Below are 18,223 nucleotides of genomic sequence, written 5' to 3' on the forward strand. Positions count from 1 at the left end.
CTCAAGATTACACGTGCACGCCGCCCCGCGCCGGAGTTGCGACAATCGCGCCTTCCGCCTGCCCGCACGGGCAGGCCGCCCCAACGGATCCCGCATGTCCCCCAGCCCCCGCACGCACACCCTCAGCGACTTCGACTTCGAGCTGCCCGAGCTGCTCATCGCCCAGCACCCCGCGCCCGAGCGCAGCGGCTCGCGCCTGCTCGACGGCCGCGCCCTGCCGCCCACCGACCGCATCTTCCGCGAGCTGCCGCAGCAGCTGGCACCGGGCGACCTGCTCGTCTTCAACGACACGCGCGTGGTCAAGGCGCGCGTGTTCGGCGAAAAGGCCAGCGGCGGCAAGCTGGAGCTGCTGATCGAGCGCGTGCTCACCGGCAACGAGGTCGTGGCCCACATGAAGGTCAGCAAGAAGCCCCTGCCCGGTGCCACCGTCCACATGGCCGGCGGCAAGGCGGCGGGCGGCTTCGACGCCACCCTGCTCGCGCGCTGGCCCGACGCCGACGGGCCGCTGTTCCGCTTCGCGCTGCACGGCCCGGCCGGCGAGACACCCTGGGAACTGATGGAGCGCCACGGCCACCTGCCGCTGCCGCCCTACATCGAGCGCCAGCAGAACGCTGATCACGACCCTCATGAATCCGAGGACAGCGAGCGCTACCAGACCGTCTTCGCCCGCACCCCCGGCGCCGTGGCCGCGCCCACGGCGGCGCTGCACTTCGACGACGCCGTGCTCGCCGCGCTCGCCGCGCGCGGCGTCGAGCGCGCCAGCGTCACCCTGCACGTGGGCGCGGGCACCTTCCAGCCCGTCAAGACCGAAAGCCTGGCCGAGCACCGCATGCACAGCGAGTGGTACGAGGTGCCGCTGGCCACCCTCGCCGCGCTGGAGCGCTGCCGCGCGCGCGGCGGGCGCGTGGTGGCCGTGGGCACGACCACGGTACGCACGCTCGAATCCTGGGCGCGCAGCGGCCAGACCACGGGTGAGACGGACATCTTCATCACGCCTGGCTTCGCGTTCCAGGTGGTCGATCTGCTCGTCACCAACTTCCACCTCCCCAAGAGCACGCTGATGATGCTGGTGAGCGCCTTCGCGGGGTACGAGCACGTCATGCAGCTCTACCGGCACGCCATCGCGCAGCGCTACCGCTTCTTCAGCTACGGCGATTCGATGCTCCTCGAACGCACCCGTTGATGGCACACACCAGCACACGCCATTCCGCCCTGGCGGGCATCGCGCTCACCGTGGGCGCGTGCGCTTGCTTCGCGCTGCTCGACACCGCCACCAAGCTCGTCAGCGCCACGGTGCCGCTCTTCATGGCGCTGTGGCTGCGCTACCTGTTCCAGTCGCTGCTCACCTCGGCCTGGGTGCTGCCGCGCTCCGGCTGGCGGCTGCCGCGCACCGCGCACCCGCGTTTCCAGATGCTGCGGGCAATGCTGTTCGCGGGCACCAGCCTGTTCGGCTTCTTCAGCATCCGCGTGATGCCGCTGCCCGAATTCACCGCCATCGTCGCGGCCACGCCGCTGTGCGTGACGCTCGTGGCCGCGCTGTGGCTGCGCCAGCACGTGAGCCTGCCGCGCTGGCTGCTGGTCGTCACGGGCCTGGCCAGCGTGATGCTCATCCTGCGCCCCGGCGGCGACACCCTCGGCTGGGCCCTGCTGCTGCCGCTGGCCATGCTGGCACTGGCCACGGGCTACCAGATCCTCAGCAGCCTGATGGCGGGCCAGGAAGACCCGGCCACCACACAGTTCTACACAGGCTGGATCGCCACGGCGCTCACGTCGCTGGGCGCGCCCTTTGTCTGGACACAGATCGACAACCCGTGGATCTGGCTGGGCACCTTCGTCATGGGCCTGTCGAGCGCGCTGGGCCACCTGATGCTGCTGCGCGCGTACGCACACACTACGCCCGCGACCATTGCGCCGTTCCTCTACACGCAGATCGGCTTCGCCATGCTCGCGGGCTGGGCGGTGTACGGGCACATGCCCGACGGCTGGTCGCTCGTGGGCATGGCGCTGATCGCGGCCAGCGGCGTGGCGAGCGCGTGGCTGACAGTGCGCGAGACGCGGTGACGCTATACAAAAAATAGCTGCCAGCGCTTGCTGAAAAAGCGCTAGCGGCCGATTGGGCTTAGAACGCCACCGCGCACCCGTCCTTGCGCGGATCAGAGCCCGCGACGTACACGTCGCCCTGCCGCAGCACCAGCTGCGCGCCGCCGAAGGCGAAAACGCCGTTGCCCGCCTCCACCGTGACCTCATGGCCGCGCGCGCGCAGCTGCTCTACCACGGCGGGATCGAACGCGGGTTCCACCGCCACGCCCTTGCCACCCGTCACGCGCCAGCGCGGCGCGTCGGCAGCGGCCTGCGGGTTCTGGCCGTAGCGCAGCACGCGCAAGGCCATCTGCGCGTGGCCCTGGCTCTGCATGGGGCCGCCCATCACGCCGAAGGCCATCTGCGGCGTGCCATCGGCGTGCATGGCGAAGGCGGGAATGATGGTGTGCGAGGGCGCTTGCGCGGGCCGACCTCGTTGGCATGGCCAGGCTCCAGCGTGAAGCCGTGGCCCCGGTTCTGCAGGCTGATGCCGGTGCCCGGCACGACCACGCCAGAGCCGAAGCCCATGTAGTTGGACTGGATGAACGAGACCATCATGCCGCCAGCATCAGCCGCCGCGAGGTACACCGTGCCGCCGGGACGCGGCGCGCCGTACGCGAGATCGCCCGCGCGCGCGGGGTTGATCAGTGCCGCGCGCTCGCGCAGGTATTCGGGGCGCAGCAGGTCGGCTGGCGCGACGCGCATGTGGTCGATGTCGGCGTTGTACTGGTGCAGGTCGGCGAAGGCGAGCTTCATGGCCTCGATCTGCAGGTGCACGCTGTCGATGCCGTCGAGCGGCTGGCTGCCGACGCCCAGGGCGTCGAGCATGCCCAGCGCCATCAGCGCCGCGATGCCCTGGCCGTTGGGCGGGATTTCGTGGATCACCGAGTCGCCGAAGCGCTGGCTCACCGTGCCCACCCAGTCGGCCTGGTGTGCGGCCAGGTCTTCGACGGTCATCGCACCGCCGTTGGCCTGCGAATGCGCTGCCATCTTCTCGGCCAGCTCGCCGCGGTAGAACGCTTCGCCCTGCGTTGCAGCGATCAGCTCCAGCGTGCGCGCGTGCGCCTCGCTGCGAAACACCTCGCCCGCGCGCGGGGCACGGCCGCCGGGGAGGAAGCATTCGGCGAAGCCGGGCTGGCTGCCGAGCTTGGCGTCCCCAAGCTCCCACAGCCGCGCGATGGTGGGCGACACGGGAAAGCCATGGCGCGCGTAGTCGATGGCAGGCTGCGCGAGCTGCGCGAACGGCAGCTTGCCGAAGCGCTGCGACAGCGCCACCCATGCCGAGACGGCGCCTGGCACGGTGACCGCGTTCCAGCCTTTCTCGGGGATGCCGCCAAGCCGGGCAAAGTAGTCAGGCGTCCACGCGGCGGGCGAGCGGCCCGAGGCGTTGAGGCCGTGCAGTTCCTTGCCATCCCAGACGATGGCGAAGCCGTCGCTGCCGATGCCGCAGCCCGAGGGCTCGACCACGGTGAGCGCCATGGCGGCGGCCAGCGCCGCGTCCACCGCGTTGCCGCCGGCCAGCAGCATGCGCAGGCCGGCCTGGGCGGCCAGCGGCTGCGAGGTGGAGACGATGTTGCGCCCCATCACCGCGCTGCGGTGCGAGGCGTAGGGAAGGGTCCAGTCGAGGTTCTGTGCGTCGTGCATGGCGGTCATTCCAGAGTGATCTTGTGCTGGCGGATCACGCCCGCCCAGCGTGCGCTGTCGGCCTGCACCATGGCGGCGAACTGTGCGGGCGAGCCGGGCGCGGCGGGCTCCACGCCCAGCTTAGCGAGGCTGGCGGCCACCTCGGGCGTTTGCATGGCCTGGGTGAAGGCCTTGTGGATGCGCTCGACCAGCGCGGGCGGCGCGCCGGCGGGCAGGTACACGCCGAACCACGTCACGGACGAATAGCCCGGCAGGCCCGATTCGGCCAGCGTGGGCAGCTCGGGCGCGAGCGCGCTGCGCTTCTCGCTGGTGACGGCCAGCGCGCGCAGGCGGCCGCTTTTCACGTGCGGCATGCCGGTGGGGATGGAGTCGAACAGCACGTGCACCTGGCCCGTGGCCAGGTCGGTGATGGACTGGGCCGTGCCCTTGTAGGGCACGTGCGTCATCTCGATGCCGGCCTGCGCGCTGAACGCCGCAGCGTTCAGATGCACGATGGTGCCGTTGCCGCTGGACGCATAGTTGAGCGCGCGCGGGTGGGCCTTGGCGTAGGCCACGAGTTCCTGCACCGTCTTGGCGGGGAGCGACGGCGTGACCAGCAGCACGCTGGCCGCGTCGGCCAGGTGCGCCACGGGCGTGAAGTCCTTGCGTGCGTCGTAGGCCAGGCGGGGCATGAGGTGCGGCGAAATGGCGTGCGTGCTGCTCGTGGTGAGCAGCAGCGTGTAGCCGTCGGGCTGCGCCTTGGCGGCCTCGCCCGCGCCGATGGTGCCGCCCGCGCCGGGCTTGTTGTCCACCACGAACTGCTGGCCCAGGTCCTGCGACACGCGCTGCGTGACCACGCGCGCCACCAGGTCGGTCGCGCCGCTGGACGGGAAGGGCACGATCACCCGCACCGGCCGCGCGGGCCAGTCCTGGGCCTGCGCCAGTGCCACCCCGGCCATCCACAATGCCACGCCCCATGCCCATTTGCGCATCGCCCGCTCCTTTTGTCTCCGTTGGAAGCCGGCATCTTAGAAAAGCGCCCGCGTTCTGACCAACACCGATTCTGCAATCCTGCGTTGCCGGATCGGCAAAGTGCATACTCGCGCGCATGCGTGCCCACCAGTTGCAGGACACCGCGCTGCGCTACTTCCTCGAGGTGGCGCAGTGCGGCTCGATCACCGAGGCGTCGGCGCGCCTGCATGTGGCCGCGTCGGCGCTGAGCCGGCAGATCGCCGGACTGGAGGCGCAGCTCGGCGCGCCGCTGTTCGAGCGGCACCCGCGCGGCATGGTGCTCACCGAGGCCGGCGAGATCCTGGCGCGCCATGCGCGGCGCGCGCACCTGGACGCCGAGCGCGCGCTGGGCGAGATCGGCGCGCTGCGCGGCCTGCGCGCGGGCCAGGTGCGGCTGGCCACGTCGGACGCATTCGCCAACGAACTCGTGCCGCGCCTGTGCGCCCGCTTCCAGCAGGCGCACCAGGGCATCCGCTTCAGCGTGCAGGTGCTGCCCACGGCCGAGGTGCCCGGCGCGGTGCGCGGCGGGGCGGCCGACATCGGCCTGTGCTTCAGCCGCGCGCCCGAGAAGGACATCGAGGTGGCCTACCGCCAGAGCGCTCCCGTGCAGGCCCTGCTTCCCCCGGCCACGCGCTGGCGCGGGCGCGCAGCCTCACCCTCGCGCGCATGGCGCGCTACCCGCTGGCCCTGCCGCCGCCCGAGACCACGGTGCGCCAGATGGTCGACGTGGCCTGCAGCCGCCAGGGCCTGCGGCTGGACCCCGTGCTGGTGAGCGGCCATGCCCGCACGCTGCTGCACTTCGTGGCCAGCGGCGGCGGCCTGTCGGTGGGCAGCGAAGTGGCGGCGCGCCACCTGGTAGCGGCCGGCGAGCTGGTGGCGCGGCCCATCGGCGACCAGGGCATGGACCTGCGCGACATTGAGGTGCAGACGCTGGCGGGCCGCAGCCTGCCGGTGGCGGCGCAGGCCTTCCTCGCGCTGCTGCGCGAGAGCCTGCCGGGATAAAGACTGCTCAGTAGCCGTGCTGCTCGCGGAAGGCGCGCGCCTTGCCGAAGTGCCCGCAGCCGATGAACGGCACGGGCGGGCGCAGCGCCGACAGCGGCGAGGGGTGGTTGGCCGTGAGCACCAGATGCCCCCGGCCCTGCGGGATGAAAGCGCGCTTGGATTGCGCGTGGCTGCCCCAGAGCATGAAGACCACCGGCCGCTCCGCTTCGGCCACGTGGCGGATCACGGCGTCGGTCAGCAGCTCCCAGCCCTTGCCGGAATGGCTGGCGGCCTGGCCCTCCTCCACCGTGAGGCAGGTGTTGAGCAGCAGCACGCCGTTCTTGGCCCACTTGACGAGGCTGCCGCCCGGGTTGGGGAATGGCGGGAACGGCACGTCCAGGTCGCGCTGCATTTCCTTGAAGATGTTCTGCAGCGAGGGCGGCAGGCGCACGCCGGGCGCGACGGAGAAGGCCAGCCCTTCGGCCTGGCCGCGCCCGTGGTACGGGTCCTGCCCCAGGATGACCACGCGCACCTGCTCGGGCGGCGTCAGTTCCAGCGCGCGCAGGGGCTTCGGGGGAAAGATGGTGGCGCCGGCCTCCAGCCGCGATTGCAGGAAGGCGAGCAGCGCCTGGCCGCGTTCGCTGGCGAAGAAGCCATCGACCAGCGGCTGCCAGCCGGGGGCGACAGGCCAATCCGCCGGGTCGGCGGTGACGAGCTGGGTGTCTTCCGAATTCATGGTCAAAAGTGCCTCCAGCGCTTATCCATCAAGCGCGAGCAGCTATCAAGAAAATAGCTTTGCGAGTGCGAGCCCCGGCTCCGGCGCGCGCATGAACGCCTCGCCGACGAGGAAGGCGTCGATGCCCGCATCGCGCAGGGTCTTCACGTCGTCGGGCGCAAGGATGCCCGATTCGGCCACCAGCAGGCGATCCTGCGGCACGTGCTTTTGCAGATCCAGCGTGGTCTGGATCGACACCTCGAACGTGCGCAGGTTGCGGTTGTTGATGCCGACGAGCGGGGTCTTCAGCTTCAACGCGCGATCCAGCTCCGCGCCGTCGTGCACCTCGACCAGCACGGCCATGTCCAGGCTGCGGGCGATCTGCTCCATCTCGGCCATCAGGCCATCCTGAAGGCAGGCGGCGATCAGCAGCACGCAGTCGGCCCCCATCGCGCGCGACTCGTAGATCTGGTACGGATCGACCATGAAGTCCTTGCGCAGCACGGGCAGTTGGCAGCTCGCGCGCGCCTGCTTCAGGTAGTCGGGCTGGCCCTGGAAGAACTGGCGGTCGGTCAGCACCGAGAGGCAGGCGGCGCTGACTTTGCCATCGCCTTCGGCGTAGCTCTGGGCGATGTCGGCGGGGATGAAGTCCTCGCGGATCACGCCCTTGCTGGGGCTGGCCTTCTTGATCTCGGCGATCACGCCGGCCTGGCCCTTGGCTATTTCTGCGCGCAGCGCGCCCACGAAGTCGCGCGTGAGCACGCGGCTTTCGGCGTCGCGGCGCATCTCGGCGAAGGGCATGCGCTTCTTCGCGGCGGCCACTTCCTCGGCCTTCACGTCGCAGATTTTTTGCAGGATGTCGGACATGGCGTTTTCAGTCTTCGGAAGGCTTGTCGGTGGGCGGCGGCGCGCGCAGCACCTTGCGGATGACGTGGTGCATGGCAATGCCCACGACGATGAAGAGCAGCGACACGCCCAGCACGATCCACGTGCCCGCGTCGTGCCAGATGGGCGCATCCAGCAGGCTCATGCGCCAGCGAGCTGATGGGTATAGGCCGCCAGCGCGTCGAGCCTGGCACGCGCCGCACCGCTGTCGATGGCGGCCTGCGCGCGCGCGAGGCCCTCGGCGATGCTGGGCACCACGTTGGCCGCATAGAGCGCCGCACCCGCGTTCAGGCAGACGATGTCGCGCGCCGGGCCCTGGGCGCCGCTCAGCACTTCGAGCAGCATGGCCTTGGATTCCTCGGGGCTGTCCACGCGCAGCGCGCGCGTGCCGGCCATGCGCAGGCCGAAGTCCTCGGGGTGGACTTCGTATTCGCGCACCACGCCGTCCTTCAGCTCGCCCACCAGCGTGCCTGCGCCCAGGCTGATCTCGTCGAGCCCGTCGCGGCCGTAGACGACCAGCGCATGCTCGGCGCCCAGGCGCTGCAGCGCGCGCACCTGGATGCCCACGAGGTCTTCGTGGAACACGCCCATGAGGATGTTGGGCGCGCCGGCCGGGTTGGTGAGCGGGCCCAGGATGTTGAAGATCGTGCGCACGCCCAGTTCCTTGCGCACGGGTGCCACGTTCTTCATGGCCGGATGGTGGTTGGGCGCGAACATGAAGCCGATGCCGACTTCCTGGATGCACTGGGCGATCTGCTCAGGCGCCAGGTTGATGTGGATGCCCAGCGCCTCCATCGCGTCCGCGCTGCCCGACTTGCTCGACACGCCGCGCCCGCCGTGCTTGCTGACCTTGCCGCCCGCGGCGGCGATCACGAAGGTGGAGCAGGTGGAGATGTTGAAGGTGTTCGCCCCGTCGCCGCCCGTGCCCACGATGTCCACGAGGTGCCGGGTGTCGGCCACGTGCACCTTGTTGGAGAACTCGCGCATCACCTGCGCGGCGGCGGTGATCTCGCCGATGGTTTCCTTCTTCACGCGCAGGCCGGTGACGATGGCCGCCGTCATCACGGGCGACAGCTCGCCGCTCATGATGAGGCGCATCAGGTGCAGCATCTCGTCGTGGAAGATTTCCCGGTGCTCGATGGTGCGCTGCAGCGCTTCTTGCGGGGTGATCATCGCGCTTGCTCCAGGAAGTTCTTCAGCATGGCGTGGCCGTGCTCGGTCAGGATGCTTTCGGGGTGGAACTGCACACCCTCGATGGGCAGCTCGCGGTGGCGCACGCCCATGATCTCGCCGTCATCCGTCCAGGCCGTGACCTCCAGCACCTCGGGGCAGCTCTCGCGCTCGATGGCCAGCGAGTGGTAGCGGTTCACCGTGAACTGCTCCGGCAGGCCCGCGAACACGCCCTTTTGCGTCGTGGTGATGACGCTGGTCTTGCCGTGCATCAGCTCCTGCGCGCGGATGATCTTGCCGCCGAAGGCCGCCCCGATGCTCTGGTGCCCCAGGCACACGCCCAGGATCGGCAGCTTGCCCGCGAAGTGCTGGATGGCCGCGACGGAGACGCCTGCTTCAGCCGGCGAGCACGGGCCGGGCGAAATCACCAGCCGCTCTGGCGCGCGCGCGGCGATGCCCTCCAGCGTGATCTCGTCGTTGCGGAACACCTCCACGTCTGCGCCCAGTTCGCCCAGGTACTGCACGATGTTGTAGGTGAAGCTGTCGTAGTTGTCGATCATGAGGAGTTTCATGCGTGCTCTCCCTTCGGTTGGAGTCCCTCGGCGCGCAGCCGGGCCAGCTCGTCGTGTTCGTAGGCGATGTAGCACTCCATCATCGCGCGGTAGAGGCGCTCGATCAGGTCGGCGTTGCCCCCTTCGGCCTCGGCCATGGGGCGCACGCGGTCGATGATGGCCTGGATGCGCGCCTCGTCGCGCACCAGCGACTCGTCGTTCTTCACGCGCGCGGCCTGGGTCATGTAGCCGCCGCGCGCCACCAGCAGGGGCACCAGCACGTCGTCCAGCGCGTTCACGCCGTCGCGCACGTCGCGCATGGTGGCGCAGTGCTTCACGGTATCGATGGCGCGGGTCATTCCAGCCCCTCCTCGACCAGCTCGGCCGCGCGCAGCAGGGCGCGCGCCTTGTGCTCGGTCTCCCTCCACTCCAGCTCGGGCACCGAGTCGGCCACCACGCCGGCCGCCGCCTGCACGTAGAGCGTGCCGTCCTTGACGATGCCCGTGCGGATGGCGATGGCCACGTCCATGTCGCCCGCGTAGCTCAGGTAGCCGCAGGCGCCGCCGTAGAGGCCGCGCTTGGTGGGCTCGAGCTGGTCGATCAGCTCCATCGCGTGCACCTTGGGCGCACCGGTGAGCGTGCCGGCGGGGAAGGTGGCGCGCAGCACGTCCATGCTGGTCATGCCGTCGTTGAGGATGCCCTCCACGTTGCTCACGATGTGCATCACGTGGCTGTAGCGCTCGATGGCGAAGGCCTCCGTCACCTTCACCGTGCCGGTCTTGGCGATGCGGCCGATGTCGTTGCGCGCGAGGTCGATGAGCATCACGTGCTCGGCGCGCTCCTTGGGGTCGCCCACCAGTTCGTGCTCGGTGGCCTTGTCGGCCTCGGGCGTGGCGCCGCGCGGGCGGGTACCGGCCAGCGGGCGGATGGTGATCTTCTGGCCCTCGGGCGTGGCTTCCTGGCGCACCAGGATCTCTGGGCTCGCGCCCACCACGTGGAAGTCGCCGAAGTGGTAGTAGTACATGTACGGCGACGGGTTCAGCGAACGCAGCGCGCGGTACAGCGACAGCGGCGACTCGGTGTAGCGCTTGTGGATGCGCTGGCCCACCTGCACCTGCATGAAGTCGCCGGCGGCGATCAGCCCCTTGGCGCGTTCCACGGCGTCGAGATAGTCGGCCTTGGCGAAGCTGCGCTGCGCGGGGTGGCTTTCGCTCGCCTTCACCTGCGGGGCGCTCACCGAATACTTGAGTTGGTCCTTCAGCTCGCGCAGGCGCTTCTTGCCGCGCGCGTAGGCCTCGGGCTCGGCCGGGTTGGCATAGACGATCAGGTAGAGCTTGCCCGAGAGGTTGTCGATGACGGCCAGTTCCTCGCACTGCAGCAGCAGGATGTCGGGGCAGCCCAGCGCGTCGGGCGGGCAGGTGTTCTCCAGCTTCTTCTCGATGTAGCGCACCGCGTCGTAGCCGAAGTAGCCCGCCAGCCCCCGCAAAAGCGCGGCAGGCCGGGGCGCAGCGCCACCTTGAAGCGCTTCTGGTAGTCGGCGATGAAGTCCAGCGGGTTGCCGGCGGCCGTCTCGACCACTTGGCCGTCGGTCACCACCTCGGTCTTGGCCGCATCGCCGAACCCGCTGGCGCGCAGCAGCGTGCGCGCAGGCAAGCCGATGAAGCTGTAGCGTCCGAAGCGCTCGCCGCCGACGACCGACTCCAGCAGGAAGCTGTGCTTGCCGTCGCCCCTGCCGTGGGCCAGCTTGAGGTAGAGGGACAGGGGGGTTTCCAGGTCCGCGAAGGCTTCCGCGATCAGCGGGATGCGGTTGTAGCCTTCCAGGGCCAGGCTTTTGAATTCGAGTTCAGTGATCACGAGGAGAGTTCCCAGCTCGTGCGGCGCGCCGCTGGACGGGCGCGTGCCGCGGGTTCATTCGGGGGTTGGCCTGCCCACGCGGGGAGGCCACGGGCGCACGCTGGGGAGATGCCTCGGAGCCCCAGGTGCCATCAGGAGTTCGACAGCGCTGGCTTGCGCCAGGGCCAGGCTCCCCGGTCGCTGCGACCTGTGATGAACGTGCGGTGAATGAACATGGCTGTGCAGTGTAGCAAAGCCAGCCTGGGTGACGCCCCGGCGACGCCATGCCGTCGCTGACCGCGCGAAAACCCTATTGCCCTCGGGCGCCTCCTCCTGCAACATTTAGAAACGAACGATCGTTCTTTTTTAAAAAGGAGTCGCGCATGTCCCTGCACCGCCGCCATGCCCTGCTGCATGGGGCCGCCCTGGCCCTTCCCCTCTTCCTGGCGCTGCCGGCCGCCGGGGCCGAGCCCGTCACCGCGGGCGGCGTGCCGTTCGACCCCACGGCGCAGGTGCAGGGCCGCACCCTGCAGCTCAACGGCGCGGGCGTGCGCTACAAGGCTGTCTTCAAGGTGTACGCTGCCGGCCTCTATCTGGAGAGCAAGGCCGCGACGGCCGCCGAGGTGCAGGCCCTGCGCGGCCCCAAGCGCATCAGCGTGACCATGCTGCGCGACATCGACTCCACCGAGCTGGGCAGGCTGTTCTCCCGCGGCATGGAGGACAACATGGACAAGGCTGCCTTCTCCAAGCTGATCCCCGGCGTGCTGCGCATGAGCCAGATCTTCTCGGACCACAAGAAGCTGCTGACCGGCGAGGTCTTCACGGTGGACTGGCTGCCGGGCACGGGCACGGTGGTCACCGTGAAGGGCGTCCCGCAGGGCGAGCCCTTCAAGGAGCCGGAATTCTTCAACGCCCTGCTGGGCATCTGGCTCGGCCCGCAGCCGGCCGACTGGAAGCTCAAGGAAGCCCTGCTCGGCAAGCCCTCCTGAGGCCCCGGGATTCACCGGAGGCGCACGCCCCCTCTTCGTTGCGGCTGGAATTCTCCGCATACACTTTCTTGCAAACAACGAAGGGGCTCCCATGCATCTCAGCAATCTCAAGGTCGGCACCCGGCTTGGCCTGGCTTTCGGACTGGTGCTCTGCATCACGGTGGTCATCGCCGCCATCGGCGTATGGCGGCTGCACGACCTCTCGCGTGTCACCGAGCAGTTGACCAGCACCGACAACGAGCGCCTGCAAGCCGCCGTGGAATGGCGCCAGACCATCGACCTGAACTGGATCCGCACGCGCGCCGCCCTGCTGGACTCGGACACCAACCGCCTCGCCGCCTGGCAGGCCGAGATGGACAAGACCTCCGAGACCACCGTCGCCGCGCGCAAGGTGGTCGAGCGCCTGGTGCAGTCCGACGAAGGCCGCAAGATGCTGGCCGACATCGACAAGGCGCGCGAGGCCTACCGCACGCCCCGCGCCAACATTCTCAAGCGCAAGGCCGCGGGCGAAGACGTGTCGGCCCTGCTGGACAGCCAGCTCAAGCCGCTGGCCGACGCCTACAGCCAGACCATCCTGGCGCTGGAACAGCGCCAGCGCAAGCTGTATGAAGACGCCCGCACCGAAGCGGCCGCCACGGCCGCGCAAAGCCGCATCATCCTGATCGCGGGCACGGTGGTGGCCCTGCTCATCGGCATCGGCGCGGCCATCCTGCTGAGCCGCTCGGTCACCGGGCCGCTGCAGTTGGCGGTGCACCGCGCGGGCCAGATCGCCGAGGGCGACCTGACCCAGCCCATCGAGAGCCAGGGCCGCGACGAAGCCGCGGAGTTGCTCAACGCCCTGCGCAACATGCAAACCAACCTGGTGCGCGTGGTGGGCGGCGTGCGCGGCAATGCAGAGAGCGTGGCCTCCGCCAGCGCCGAGATCGCCCAGGGTAACCACGACCTGTCGGCCCGCACCGAAAGCCAGGCCAGCGCCCTGGAAGAGACCGCCGCCTCCATGGAGCAGTTGGGCGCCACCGTGCGCCAGAACGCCGACAACGCCCGCCAGGCCAACCAGCTCGCCATGAGCGCCAGCACCGTCGCCGTGCAGGGCGGCGAGGTGGTCAGCCAGGTGGTGGACACCATGCGCGGCATCAACGATTCCAGCCGCAAGATCGCCGACATCATCGGCGTGATCGACGGCATCGCGTTCCAGACCAACATCCTGGCGCTCAACGCCGCCGTGGAAGCGGCGCGCGCGGGCGAGCAGGGCCGGGGCTTCGCGGTGGTGGCCGGCGAGGTGCGCAGCCTGGCGCAGCGCAGTGCGGAAGCCGCCAAGGAGATCAAGCAGCTCATCACGGCCAGCGTAGAGCGCGTGGAACAGGGCTCGCAGCTGGTGGACAAGGCGGGCACGACCATGACCGAGGTGGTCAACTCCATTCGCCGCGTGACGGACATCATGGGCGAGATCAGTGCGGCCAGCAGCGAGCAGAGCAGCGGCGTGGCCCAGGTGGGCGAGGCCATCACGCAGATGGACCAGGCCACGCAGCAGAACGCGGCGCTGGTGGAGGAAATGGCCGCGGCCGCCGGCAGCCTCAGGAGCCAGGCCACCCGCCTGGTGGACGCGGTGGCCGTGTTCCGCCTGGCCCAGGGCGCAGCCAGCACTGCAGCAGCAGCGGCACCTGCGCCCGCCGTGGCGCGTGCCGCACCGGCGCCGCGCGCTGCGGCCCCGGCCGCCAAGCCCGTGGTGGCCCGCAGCAAGGCTCCCGCCGCCCCTGCCGCGCCCGCTGCCCTGTCCGCCCCGCCTGCGGCCGCCAAGCCCGCGGCGGCCGGTCCGGGGACCGATGACGACTGGGAAACCTTCTAACCGTCAGGACGCGGGCGCGAGTTCGGTCAGCGCGTCCACGTAGCCATCGGCATCGACTCCCCGCACTGGCTGGCCATGGTTGTAGCCATAGGTCACCAGCACCACGGGACAGCCGGCGGCGCGCGCGGCCTGGGCATCGTTGCTGGAGTCGCCCACCATCAGCGTGCGGGCGGGCGCCGTCCCCAGCGCCTCGCAGGTCTTGCGCAGGGGCAGCGGGTCGGGCTTCTTGCGCTCGAACGCGTCGCCGCCGAACACATGGTCGAAGAAGCCGTCCAGCCCCTTGGCGCGCAGCAGGGGCCGCGCGAAGTCGGTCGGCTTGTTGGTCAGGCAGGCCAGGCGCAGGCCAGCCGCACGCAGCGCCTGCAGGCCCTCGGCCACGCCCGGGTAGGCCTGGGCGTATTGGCCGTTGATGGCCAGGTAGTGGTGCTGGTAGCGCTCCCAGGCGCGGGGATAGAGCGCCTCCGCCTTTGCTTCAATTTCGATAGCTGGCAGCGCTTGGCTGTCCTGCGCCAGCACGTGTTTCAGCACCGAACGCAGCAGGTGCTCCGAGCCCTTGCCCACCATGCGCTCGATCAGCGCGGGGGCGATGCCCGGCAGTTCCAGATCCTGCAGCATGCGGCCCAGCGCCTGCGCGAAGTCCCCCAGCGTATCCACCATCGTGCCGTCCAGGTCCACGATCGCCGCGTCCACGCGCGCCAGCAGCGCGGCCGGCGCAGTGTGTTGTTCCGTTCCCATCGAATAGTCGCCTTTCGTGCCGCCCCGGGGCACGCGGCGCGCAGTGTACCGGCGGCGCTGCCGGGGTGTGCGCCACGTCCGACAGGGCGCGGAGCAGCGCGCGGACAGACGCCCCCACCCCTGCGCCCTAAGCTGGAACGCAACCAGACCCAGGAGGTAACACCATGGCCCTGCCCCGTTTCACTGCCCTCGTTCCCGCCGCGCTGCTGCTGTGCGCCGCAGCCCAGGCCGCCCCCGACAGCAATGCGCGCAGCCGCTACTCCGAAGAGCGCGCCGCCTGCGCGAGCGTGCCTGCCGAAAGCCGCGCCGCCTGCGTGCGCGAAGCCGGAGCCGCCCAGCAGGCCGCACGCGCCGGCCAGCTCACGAGCGACAGCGGCGCCTACGAACGCAACGCCATGGCGCGCTGCGAAGTGTTCAAGACGCCGGGCGACCGTTCGGACTGCGAGGCCCGCATCCGCAGCGGCTCCACCGTGTCCGGCTCGGTGGAAGGCGGCGGCGTGCTGCGCGAGGCCGAAACCCTCGTGACCCCGCGCTGATCAGCCCAGCTGCGCCCGCATGCCGTCGATGACGGCACGGTAGTCCGGCTTGCCGAAGATGGCGCTGCCCGCCACGAAGGTGTCGGCGCCAGCATCCGCCACGCGGCGGATGTTCTCCGTCTTGATGCCGCCGTCCACCTCCAGGCGGATGTCCTTGCCGCAGGCGTCAATGCGCTTGCGCGCCGCCTCGATCTTGCGCAGCGCCGAATCGATGAAGCCCTGGCCGCCGAAGCCGGGGTTCACGCTCATGATGAGGATGAGGTCGATGTCCTCGATCACCCAGTCCAGCACTTCCAGCGGCGCCGCCGGGTTGAAGGTGAGGCCTGCCTTGCAGCCGTGCGCCTTGATGTTCTGGATGCTGCGGTGCACGTGCGACGACGCGTCGGGGTGGAAGCTGATGTAGTCCGCGCCCGCCTTGGCGAATGCCGTGGCCAGGTCGTCCACGGGCTGCACCATCAGGTGCACGTCGATGGGCACGGCCTGGCCGGCGGGCGTGACGGCGTGGGGCTTGAGGGCCTGGCAGATCATGGGCCCGAACGTGAGGTTGGGCACGTAGTGGTTGTCCATCACGTCGAAATGGATCCAGTCTGCGCCGCTGGCGATGACGTTGCGCACCTCCTCGCCCAGGCGGGCGAAGTCGGCTGACAGGATGGAAGGGGCGATGCGGTAGGTGGGGCTGCTCATGCGCCCGATTGTCGCAGCAGCGCCCTGCCCGCCCTCGGCTTCATCGTTACCATTGCGCGATGCCCAAATACCAGTTCCAGGCCGAGGTGCGGCCCCAGTTCCTGCCCGACCAGTCGGACCCGGAAGCGGGGGTGTACAGCTTCGCCTATACCATCACCATCACGAACGTGGGCGAAGCCACGGCCCAGCTCATCGCGCGCCACTGGATCATCTGCGACGCCCATGGGCATGTGGAGGAGGTCAAGGGCCTGGGCGTCGTGGGCCAGCAGCCGCTGCTGCGGCCGGGCGAAGCCTTCCAGTACACCAGCGGCTGCCGCCTGCGCACCGCCAGCGGCAGCATGCACGGCAGCTATTTCTGCGTGGCCGAGGACGGCGAGCAGTTCACCAGCCCGATCGGCATGTTCGTGCTGGAGGCCATGGGGCCGCACACGCCCCAGCAGCCGCACGGCGGCAGGGTGCTGCATTGAAGCGCGGCGGCCCGGATCTGGCGCAGCTGCTCGCCGCCGTCGATCCCGCGGCGCCCTTGGCGCAGCGGCATCTGCAGCTCATCGCCCTGCTGGACTGGGTGCGCGGCGACGGCCGGAGCGTCGAGGGCGCAGCCGGCCGCGTGGCGCTGCTGGTGGAGGCGGCGGAGCGCTCCGCCGAGACACGGGCCCGCCTGCAGGCCTGGTGGGCCGTGCTCGCCAGCACGGTGGACATCACCACGCTGCTGGCCGACTTCGGCTTCGCCCAGCGCACCGCGATGACCAGCGAGCTGATGGAGCGGCTGCGCTACAAGCTGCTGCCCGCCAGCCCCGACACGCTCGATGCCTCCGAGCTGTTCATGCTGGCCCTTCCCGATGAATTCGACGCCCACTGGCTGGCCGCGCTGGACGAGCCCCTGTTGGATCGGCTGCTCGCCGTGCTGGCGCCGCCGCAGGAGCCCGGCGGCGCCACGCTGTGGCAGCACGCGCTGGTGGACGCCATCACCTATTGCGCGGGCCAGATCCTGTCCACCGGCTTCGCGCCCGAACTGCGCCTGCGCATGAGCGACGCCGCGCGCGAGGAGCAGCCCTTCCACGCGCTGATCCGCGACGTGGAGAGCCTGCGCGTGGAGGTGTTGCACCCGCTGCGCACGCAGGATCGGCTGCAGGAAAGCGTGCAGCGCCTGCGCGAGCGACTGGACGCCTGCCGCGGGGCCGTCAACACCGTCTATACGCACTTCGAGGACAACGGCATCTCCGTGGGCCTGGTGTTCCGCCTGCGCCAGTTGCGCGAGCGCATCCTGCGTGTGCGCGAGCTGCTCGAATGCCTGCTGTCGCCGCGCCCCGCCGTGGCGGCCGCCCGGCTCATGGCGCGCCTGGTGAACGTGGGGCGCGACCGGCGCAGCCTGCGCGCGCTGGTCGCCGCCAACTCCTCCATGCTCGCGGCCAAGGTGGCCGAGCGCAGCGCCGAGACGGGCGAACACTACATCACCCGCACGGGCGGCGAATACCTCGCCATGGTGCGCAAGGCCGCGGGCGGCGGCGTGGTGATGGCCTTCACCACCCTGGCCAAGTTCGGCCTCTACGCACTGGCGCTGTCGGCCTTCTGGGGCGGGCTGGCAGCGGGCGTGAACTATGCGCTGAGCTTCGTGCTCATCCAGCTGCTGCACTTCACCGTGGCCACCAAGCAGCCGGCCATGACCGCGCCCGCCATGGCCGCCAAGCTCAAGGACCTGGGGGACGACCACAGCGTGGAGGCCTTCGTGGACGAGGTCACGCATCTCGTGCGCTCGCAGGTCGCGGCGGTGCTGGGCAACGTGCTGCTGGTGTTTCCCGCCGCGCTGGGCCTGGCGCTGCTGTTCGCCCAGGCCTTCGGCCGCCCGGCCATCAGCGCGGGGCAGGCCGAGCACGTGTTCGAGTCGCTGCACCTGCTCGGCCCCTCGCTGCTGTTCGCCGCCTTCACGGGCGTGCTGCTGTTCGCGTCGAGCATCTTCGCGGGCTGGACGGAAAACTGGTTCGTGCTGCGCCGGCTGGACTCCGCCATCGAATACAACCCGCGCATCACCCGCCTGCTGGGCACGCGCCGCGCCGCGCGCTGGGCGCACTTCCTGCGCAAGAACATCTCGGGCCTGGCGGCCAACATCTCGCTGGGCTTCATGCTCGGGCTCACACCGGCCATCGCTAGCTTCTTCGGCCTGGGGCTGGACGTGCGCCACGTCACCCTGTCCACGGGCCAGATGGGCGTGGCCTCCGCCACGCTGGGCTGGGATGCGGTGCACCAGAGCGCGTTCTGGTGGGCCGCGGCCATGATCCCTTTCAACGGCGCGCTCAACGTCATCGTGAGCTTCTACCTCGCCTTCCGCCTCGCCCTGCGCGCCCACAACGTGGGCAGCGTAGACCGCGCGCGCATCTACCGCGCTCTGCGCGCGCGCCTGCGCCACGCGCCCCTGGGCTTTTTCGTGCCCCCGCGCCGCGCCGTCTGATAAGGTGCGCCCGTGCGCTGCCTGCCGTCCTACACGGGGCGCGCGGCACCTGCAGATACATTCGGTAAAAAACCGCACGCCCGCAGGCGCGGCTCCGGCGCCCTGGCGCCCGCCGCGGCCTGCGCACCCAGCGGGCCTG

16 protein-coding genes and 3 pseudogenes are annotated in these 18,223 nt (G+C 70.1%); 8 read left to right on the forward strand and 11 right to left on the reverse strand.

Going from position 1 to position 18,223, the window contains the following annotated elements; all coding sequences use genetic code 11:
- Positions 1-94 precede the first annotated feature (94 nt).
- Together queA and AAG689_RS19760 are read left to right on the forward strand one after the other, a co-directional pair.
- The gene (gene queA / locus AAG689_RS19755) at positions 95-1,183 is read left to right on the forward strand and encodes a tRNA preQ1(34) S-adenosylmethionine ribosyltransferase-isomerase QueA (protein ID WP_406623424.1); all 1,089 of its coding nucleotides are present in this window, start codon (positions 95-97) and stop codon (positions 1,181-1,183) included.
- A complete protein-coding gene (locus AAG689_RS19760; protein WP_406623425.1) occupies positions 1,183-2,061 on the forward strand; it encodes a DMT family transporter in 879 nt (292 codons plus the stop codon). The genes queA and AAG689_RS19760 overlap by 1 nt, the downstream gene beginning before the upstream one ends.
- A gap of 58 nt (positions 2,062-2,119) precedes the next feature.
- Here AAG689_RS19760 and AAG689_RS19765 read toward each other — a convergent pair.
- Together AAG689_RS19765 and AAG689_RS19770 are read right to left on the reverse strand one after the other, a co-directional pair.
- Positions 2,120-3,732, reverse strand: a pseudogene (locus AAG689_RS19765) (gamma-glutamyltransferase family protein).
- A complete protein-coding gene (locus AAG689_RS19770) occupies positions 3,729-4,694 on the reverse strand; it encodes a Bug family tripartite tricarboxylate transporter substrate binding protein (protein ID WP_406623426.1) in 966 nt (321 codons plus the stop codon). Before AAG689_RS19770 ends, AAG689_RS19765 begins: the two are co-directional and overlap by 4 nt.
- Before the next feature lie 116 nt (positions 4,695-4,810).
- Here AAG689_RS19770 and AAG689_RS19775 point away from each other — a divergent pair.
- Positions 4,811-5,715 (forward strand): annotated as a pseudogene (locus AAG689_RS19775) (LysR family transcriptional regulator).
- 7 nt (positions 5,716-5,722) lie between these two features.
- Here AAG689_RS19775 and AAG689_RS19780 read toward each other — a convergent pair.
- The 7 genes and pseudogenes from AAG689_RS19780 to trpE all read right to left on the reverse strand — a co-directional run bounded on the left by AAG689_RS19780 (position 5,723) and on the right by trpE (position 10,869).
- The gene (locus AAG689_RS19780; RefSeq protein ID WP_024001157.1) at positions 5,723-6,430 is read right to left on the reverse strand and encodes a uracil-DNA glycosylase; all 708 of its coding nucleotides are present in this window, start codon (positions 6,428-6,430) and stop codon (positions 5,723-5,725) included.
- A 45-nt stretch (positions 6,431-6,475) separates the two neighbouring features.
- Complete coding sequence (gene trpC / locus AAG689_RS19785; RefSeq protein WP_406623427.1) at positions 6,476-7,276, reverse strand: indole-3-glycerol phosphate synthase TrpC; 801 nt, start codon at positions 7,274-7,276, stop codon at positions 6,476-6,478.
- A gap of 7 nt (positions 7,277-7,283) precedes the next feature.
- Positions 7,284-7,439, reverse strand: coding sequence for a hypothetical protein (locus tag AAG689_RS19790; RefSeq protein ID WP_020227925.1), 156 nt, complete (start codon positions 7,437-7,439; stop codon positions 7,284-7,286).
- Positions 7,436-8,467, reverse strand: coding sequence for an anthranilate phosphoribosyltransferase (trpD, locus tag AAG689_RS19795; protein WP_406623428.1), 1,032 nt, complete (start codon positions 8,465-8,467; stop codon positions 7,436-7,438). The genes AAG689_RS19790 and trpD overlap by 4 nt, the downstream gene beginning before the upstream one ends.
- On the reverse strand, positions 8,464-9,036 hold the full coding sequence (locus AAG689_RS19800; RefSeq protein WP_024001156.1) for an aminodeoxychorismate/anthranilate synthase component II: 573 nt from the start codon (positions 9,034-9,036) through the stop codon (positions 8,464-8,466). The genes trpD and AAG689_RS19800 overlap by 4 nt, the downstream gene beginning before the upstream one ends.
- Positions 9,033-9,374 (reverse strand): chorismate mutase, encoded by a 342-nt coding sequence (locus tag AAG689_RS19805; protein WP_020227922.1) that lies wholly within the window; start codon positions 9,372-9,374, stop codon positions 9,033-9,035. The genes AAG689_RS19800 and AAG689_RS19805 overlap by 4 nt, the downstream gene beginning before the upstream one ends.
- A pseudogene (gene trpE, locus AAG689_RS19810) lies at positions 9,371-10,869 on the reverse strand (anthranilate synthase component I). The gene AAG689_RS19805 and the pseudogene trpE overlap by 4 nt, the downstream one beginning before the upstream one ends.
- A 362-nt stretch (positions 10,870-11,231) precedes the next feature.
- Between trpE and AAG689_RS19815 the strand changes: the two are divergent.
- Together AAG689_RS19815 and AAG689_RS19820 are read left to right on the forward strand one after the other, a co-directional pair.
- Positions 11,232-11,837 (forward strand): chalcone isomerase family protein, encoded by a 606-nt coding sequence (locus AAG689_RS19815; protein WP_020227920.1) that lies wholly within the window; start codon positions 11,232-11,234, stop codon positions 11,835-11,837.
- A gap of 91 nt (positions 11,838-11,928) precedes the next feature.
- Complete coding sequence (locus AAG689_RS19820) at positions 11,929-13,683, forward strand: methyl-accepting chemotaxis protein (RefSeq protein WP_406623429.1); 1,755 nt, start codon at positions 11,929-11,931, stop codon at positions 13,681-13,683.
- Positions 13,684-13,686: 3 nt separating this feature from the next.
- Here AAG689_RS19820 and gph read toward each other — a convergent pair whose 3' ends face one another.
- Complete coding sequence (gene gph, locus AAG689_RS19825; protein ID WP_406623430.1) at positions 13,687-14,418, reverse strand: phosphoglycolate phosphatase; 732 nt, start codon at positions 14,416-14,418, stop codon at positions 13,687-13,689.
- A 164-nt stretch (positions 14,419-14,582) separates the two neighbouring features.
- Between gph and AAG689_RS19830 the strand changes: the two genes are divergently transcribed.
- Entirely contained in the window at positions 14,583-14,954 is a 372-nt protein-coding gene (locus AAG689_RS19830) for a hypothetical protein (RefSeq protein ID WP_406623431.1), read from the forward strand.
- On the opposite strand, the gene rpe is transcribed toward AAG689_RS19830, so the two are convergent.
- Positions 14,955-15,638, reverse strand: a complete 684-nt coding sequence (gene rpe / locus AAG689_RS19835) for a ribulose-phosphate 3-epimerase (RefSeq protein ID WP_406623432.1) — start codon at positions 15,636-15,638, stop codon at positions 14,955-14,957.
- Positions 15,639-15,697: 59 nt separating this feature from the next.
- Between rpe and apaG the strand changes: the two genes are divergently transcribed.
- Both apaG and AAG689_RS19845 read left to right on the forward strand, forming a co-directional pair.
- Entirely contained in the window at positions 15,698-16,105 is a 408-nt protein-coding gene (gene apaG, locus AAG689_RS19840; RefSeq protein ID WP_406623433.1) for a Co2+/Mg2+ efflux protein ApaG, read from the forward strand.
- Positions 16,102-18,084 carry a site-specific recombinase gene (locus AAG689_RS19845; RefSeq protein WP_406623434.1) on the forward strand — a complete coding sequence of 661 codons (1,983 nt, stop codon included), beginning with the start codon at positions 16,102-16,104 and terminating at the stop codon, positions 18,082-18,084. The genes apaG and AAG689_RS19845 overlap by 4 nt, the downstream gene beginning before the upstream one ends.
- The last annotated feature ends 139 nt before the right edge of the window (positions 18,085-18,223 follow it).

This window comes from Acidovorax sp. SDU_ACID1, from assembly GCF_045291395.1.
GTDB lineage: Bacteria > Pseudomonadota > Gammaproteobacteria > Burkholderiales > Burkholderiaceae_C > MR-S7.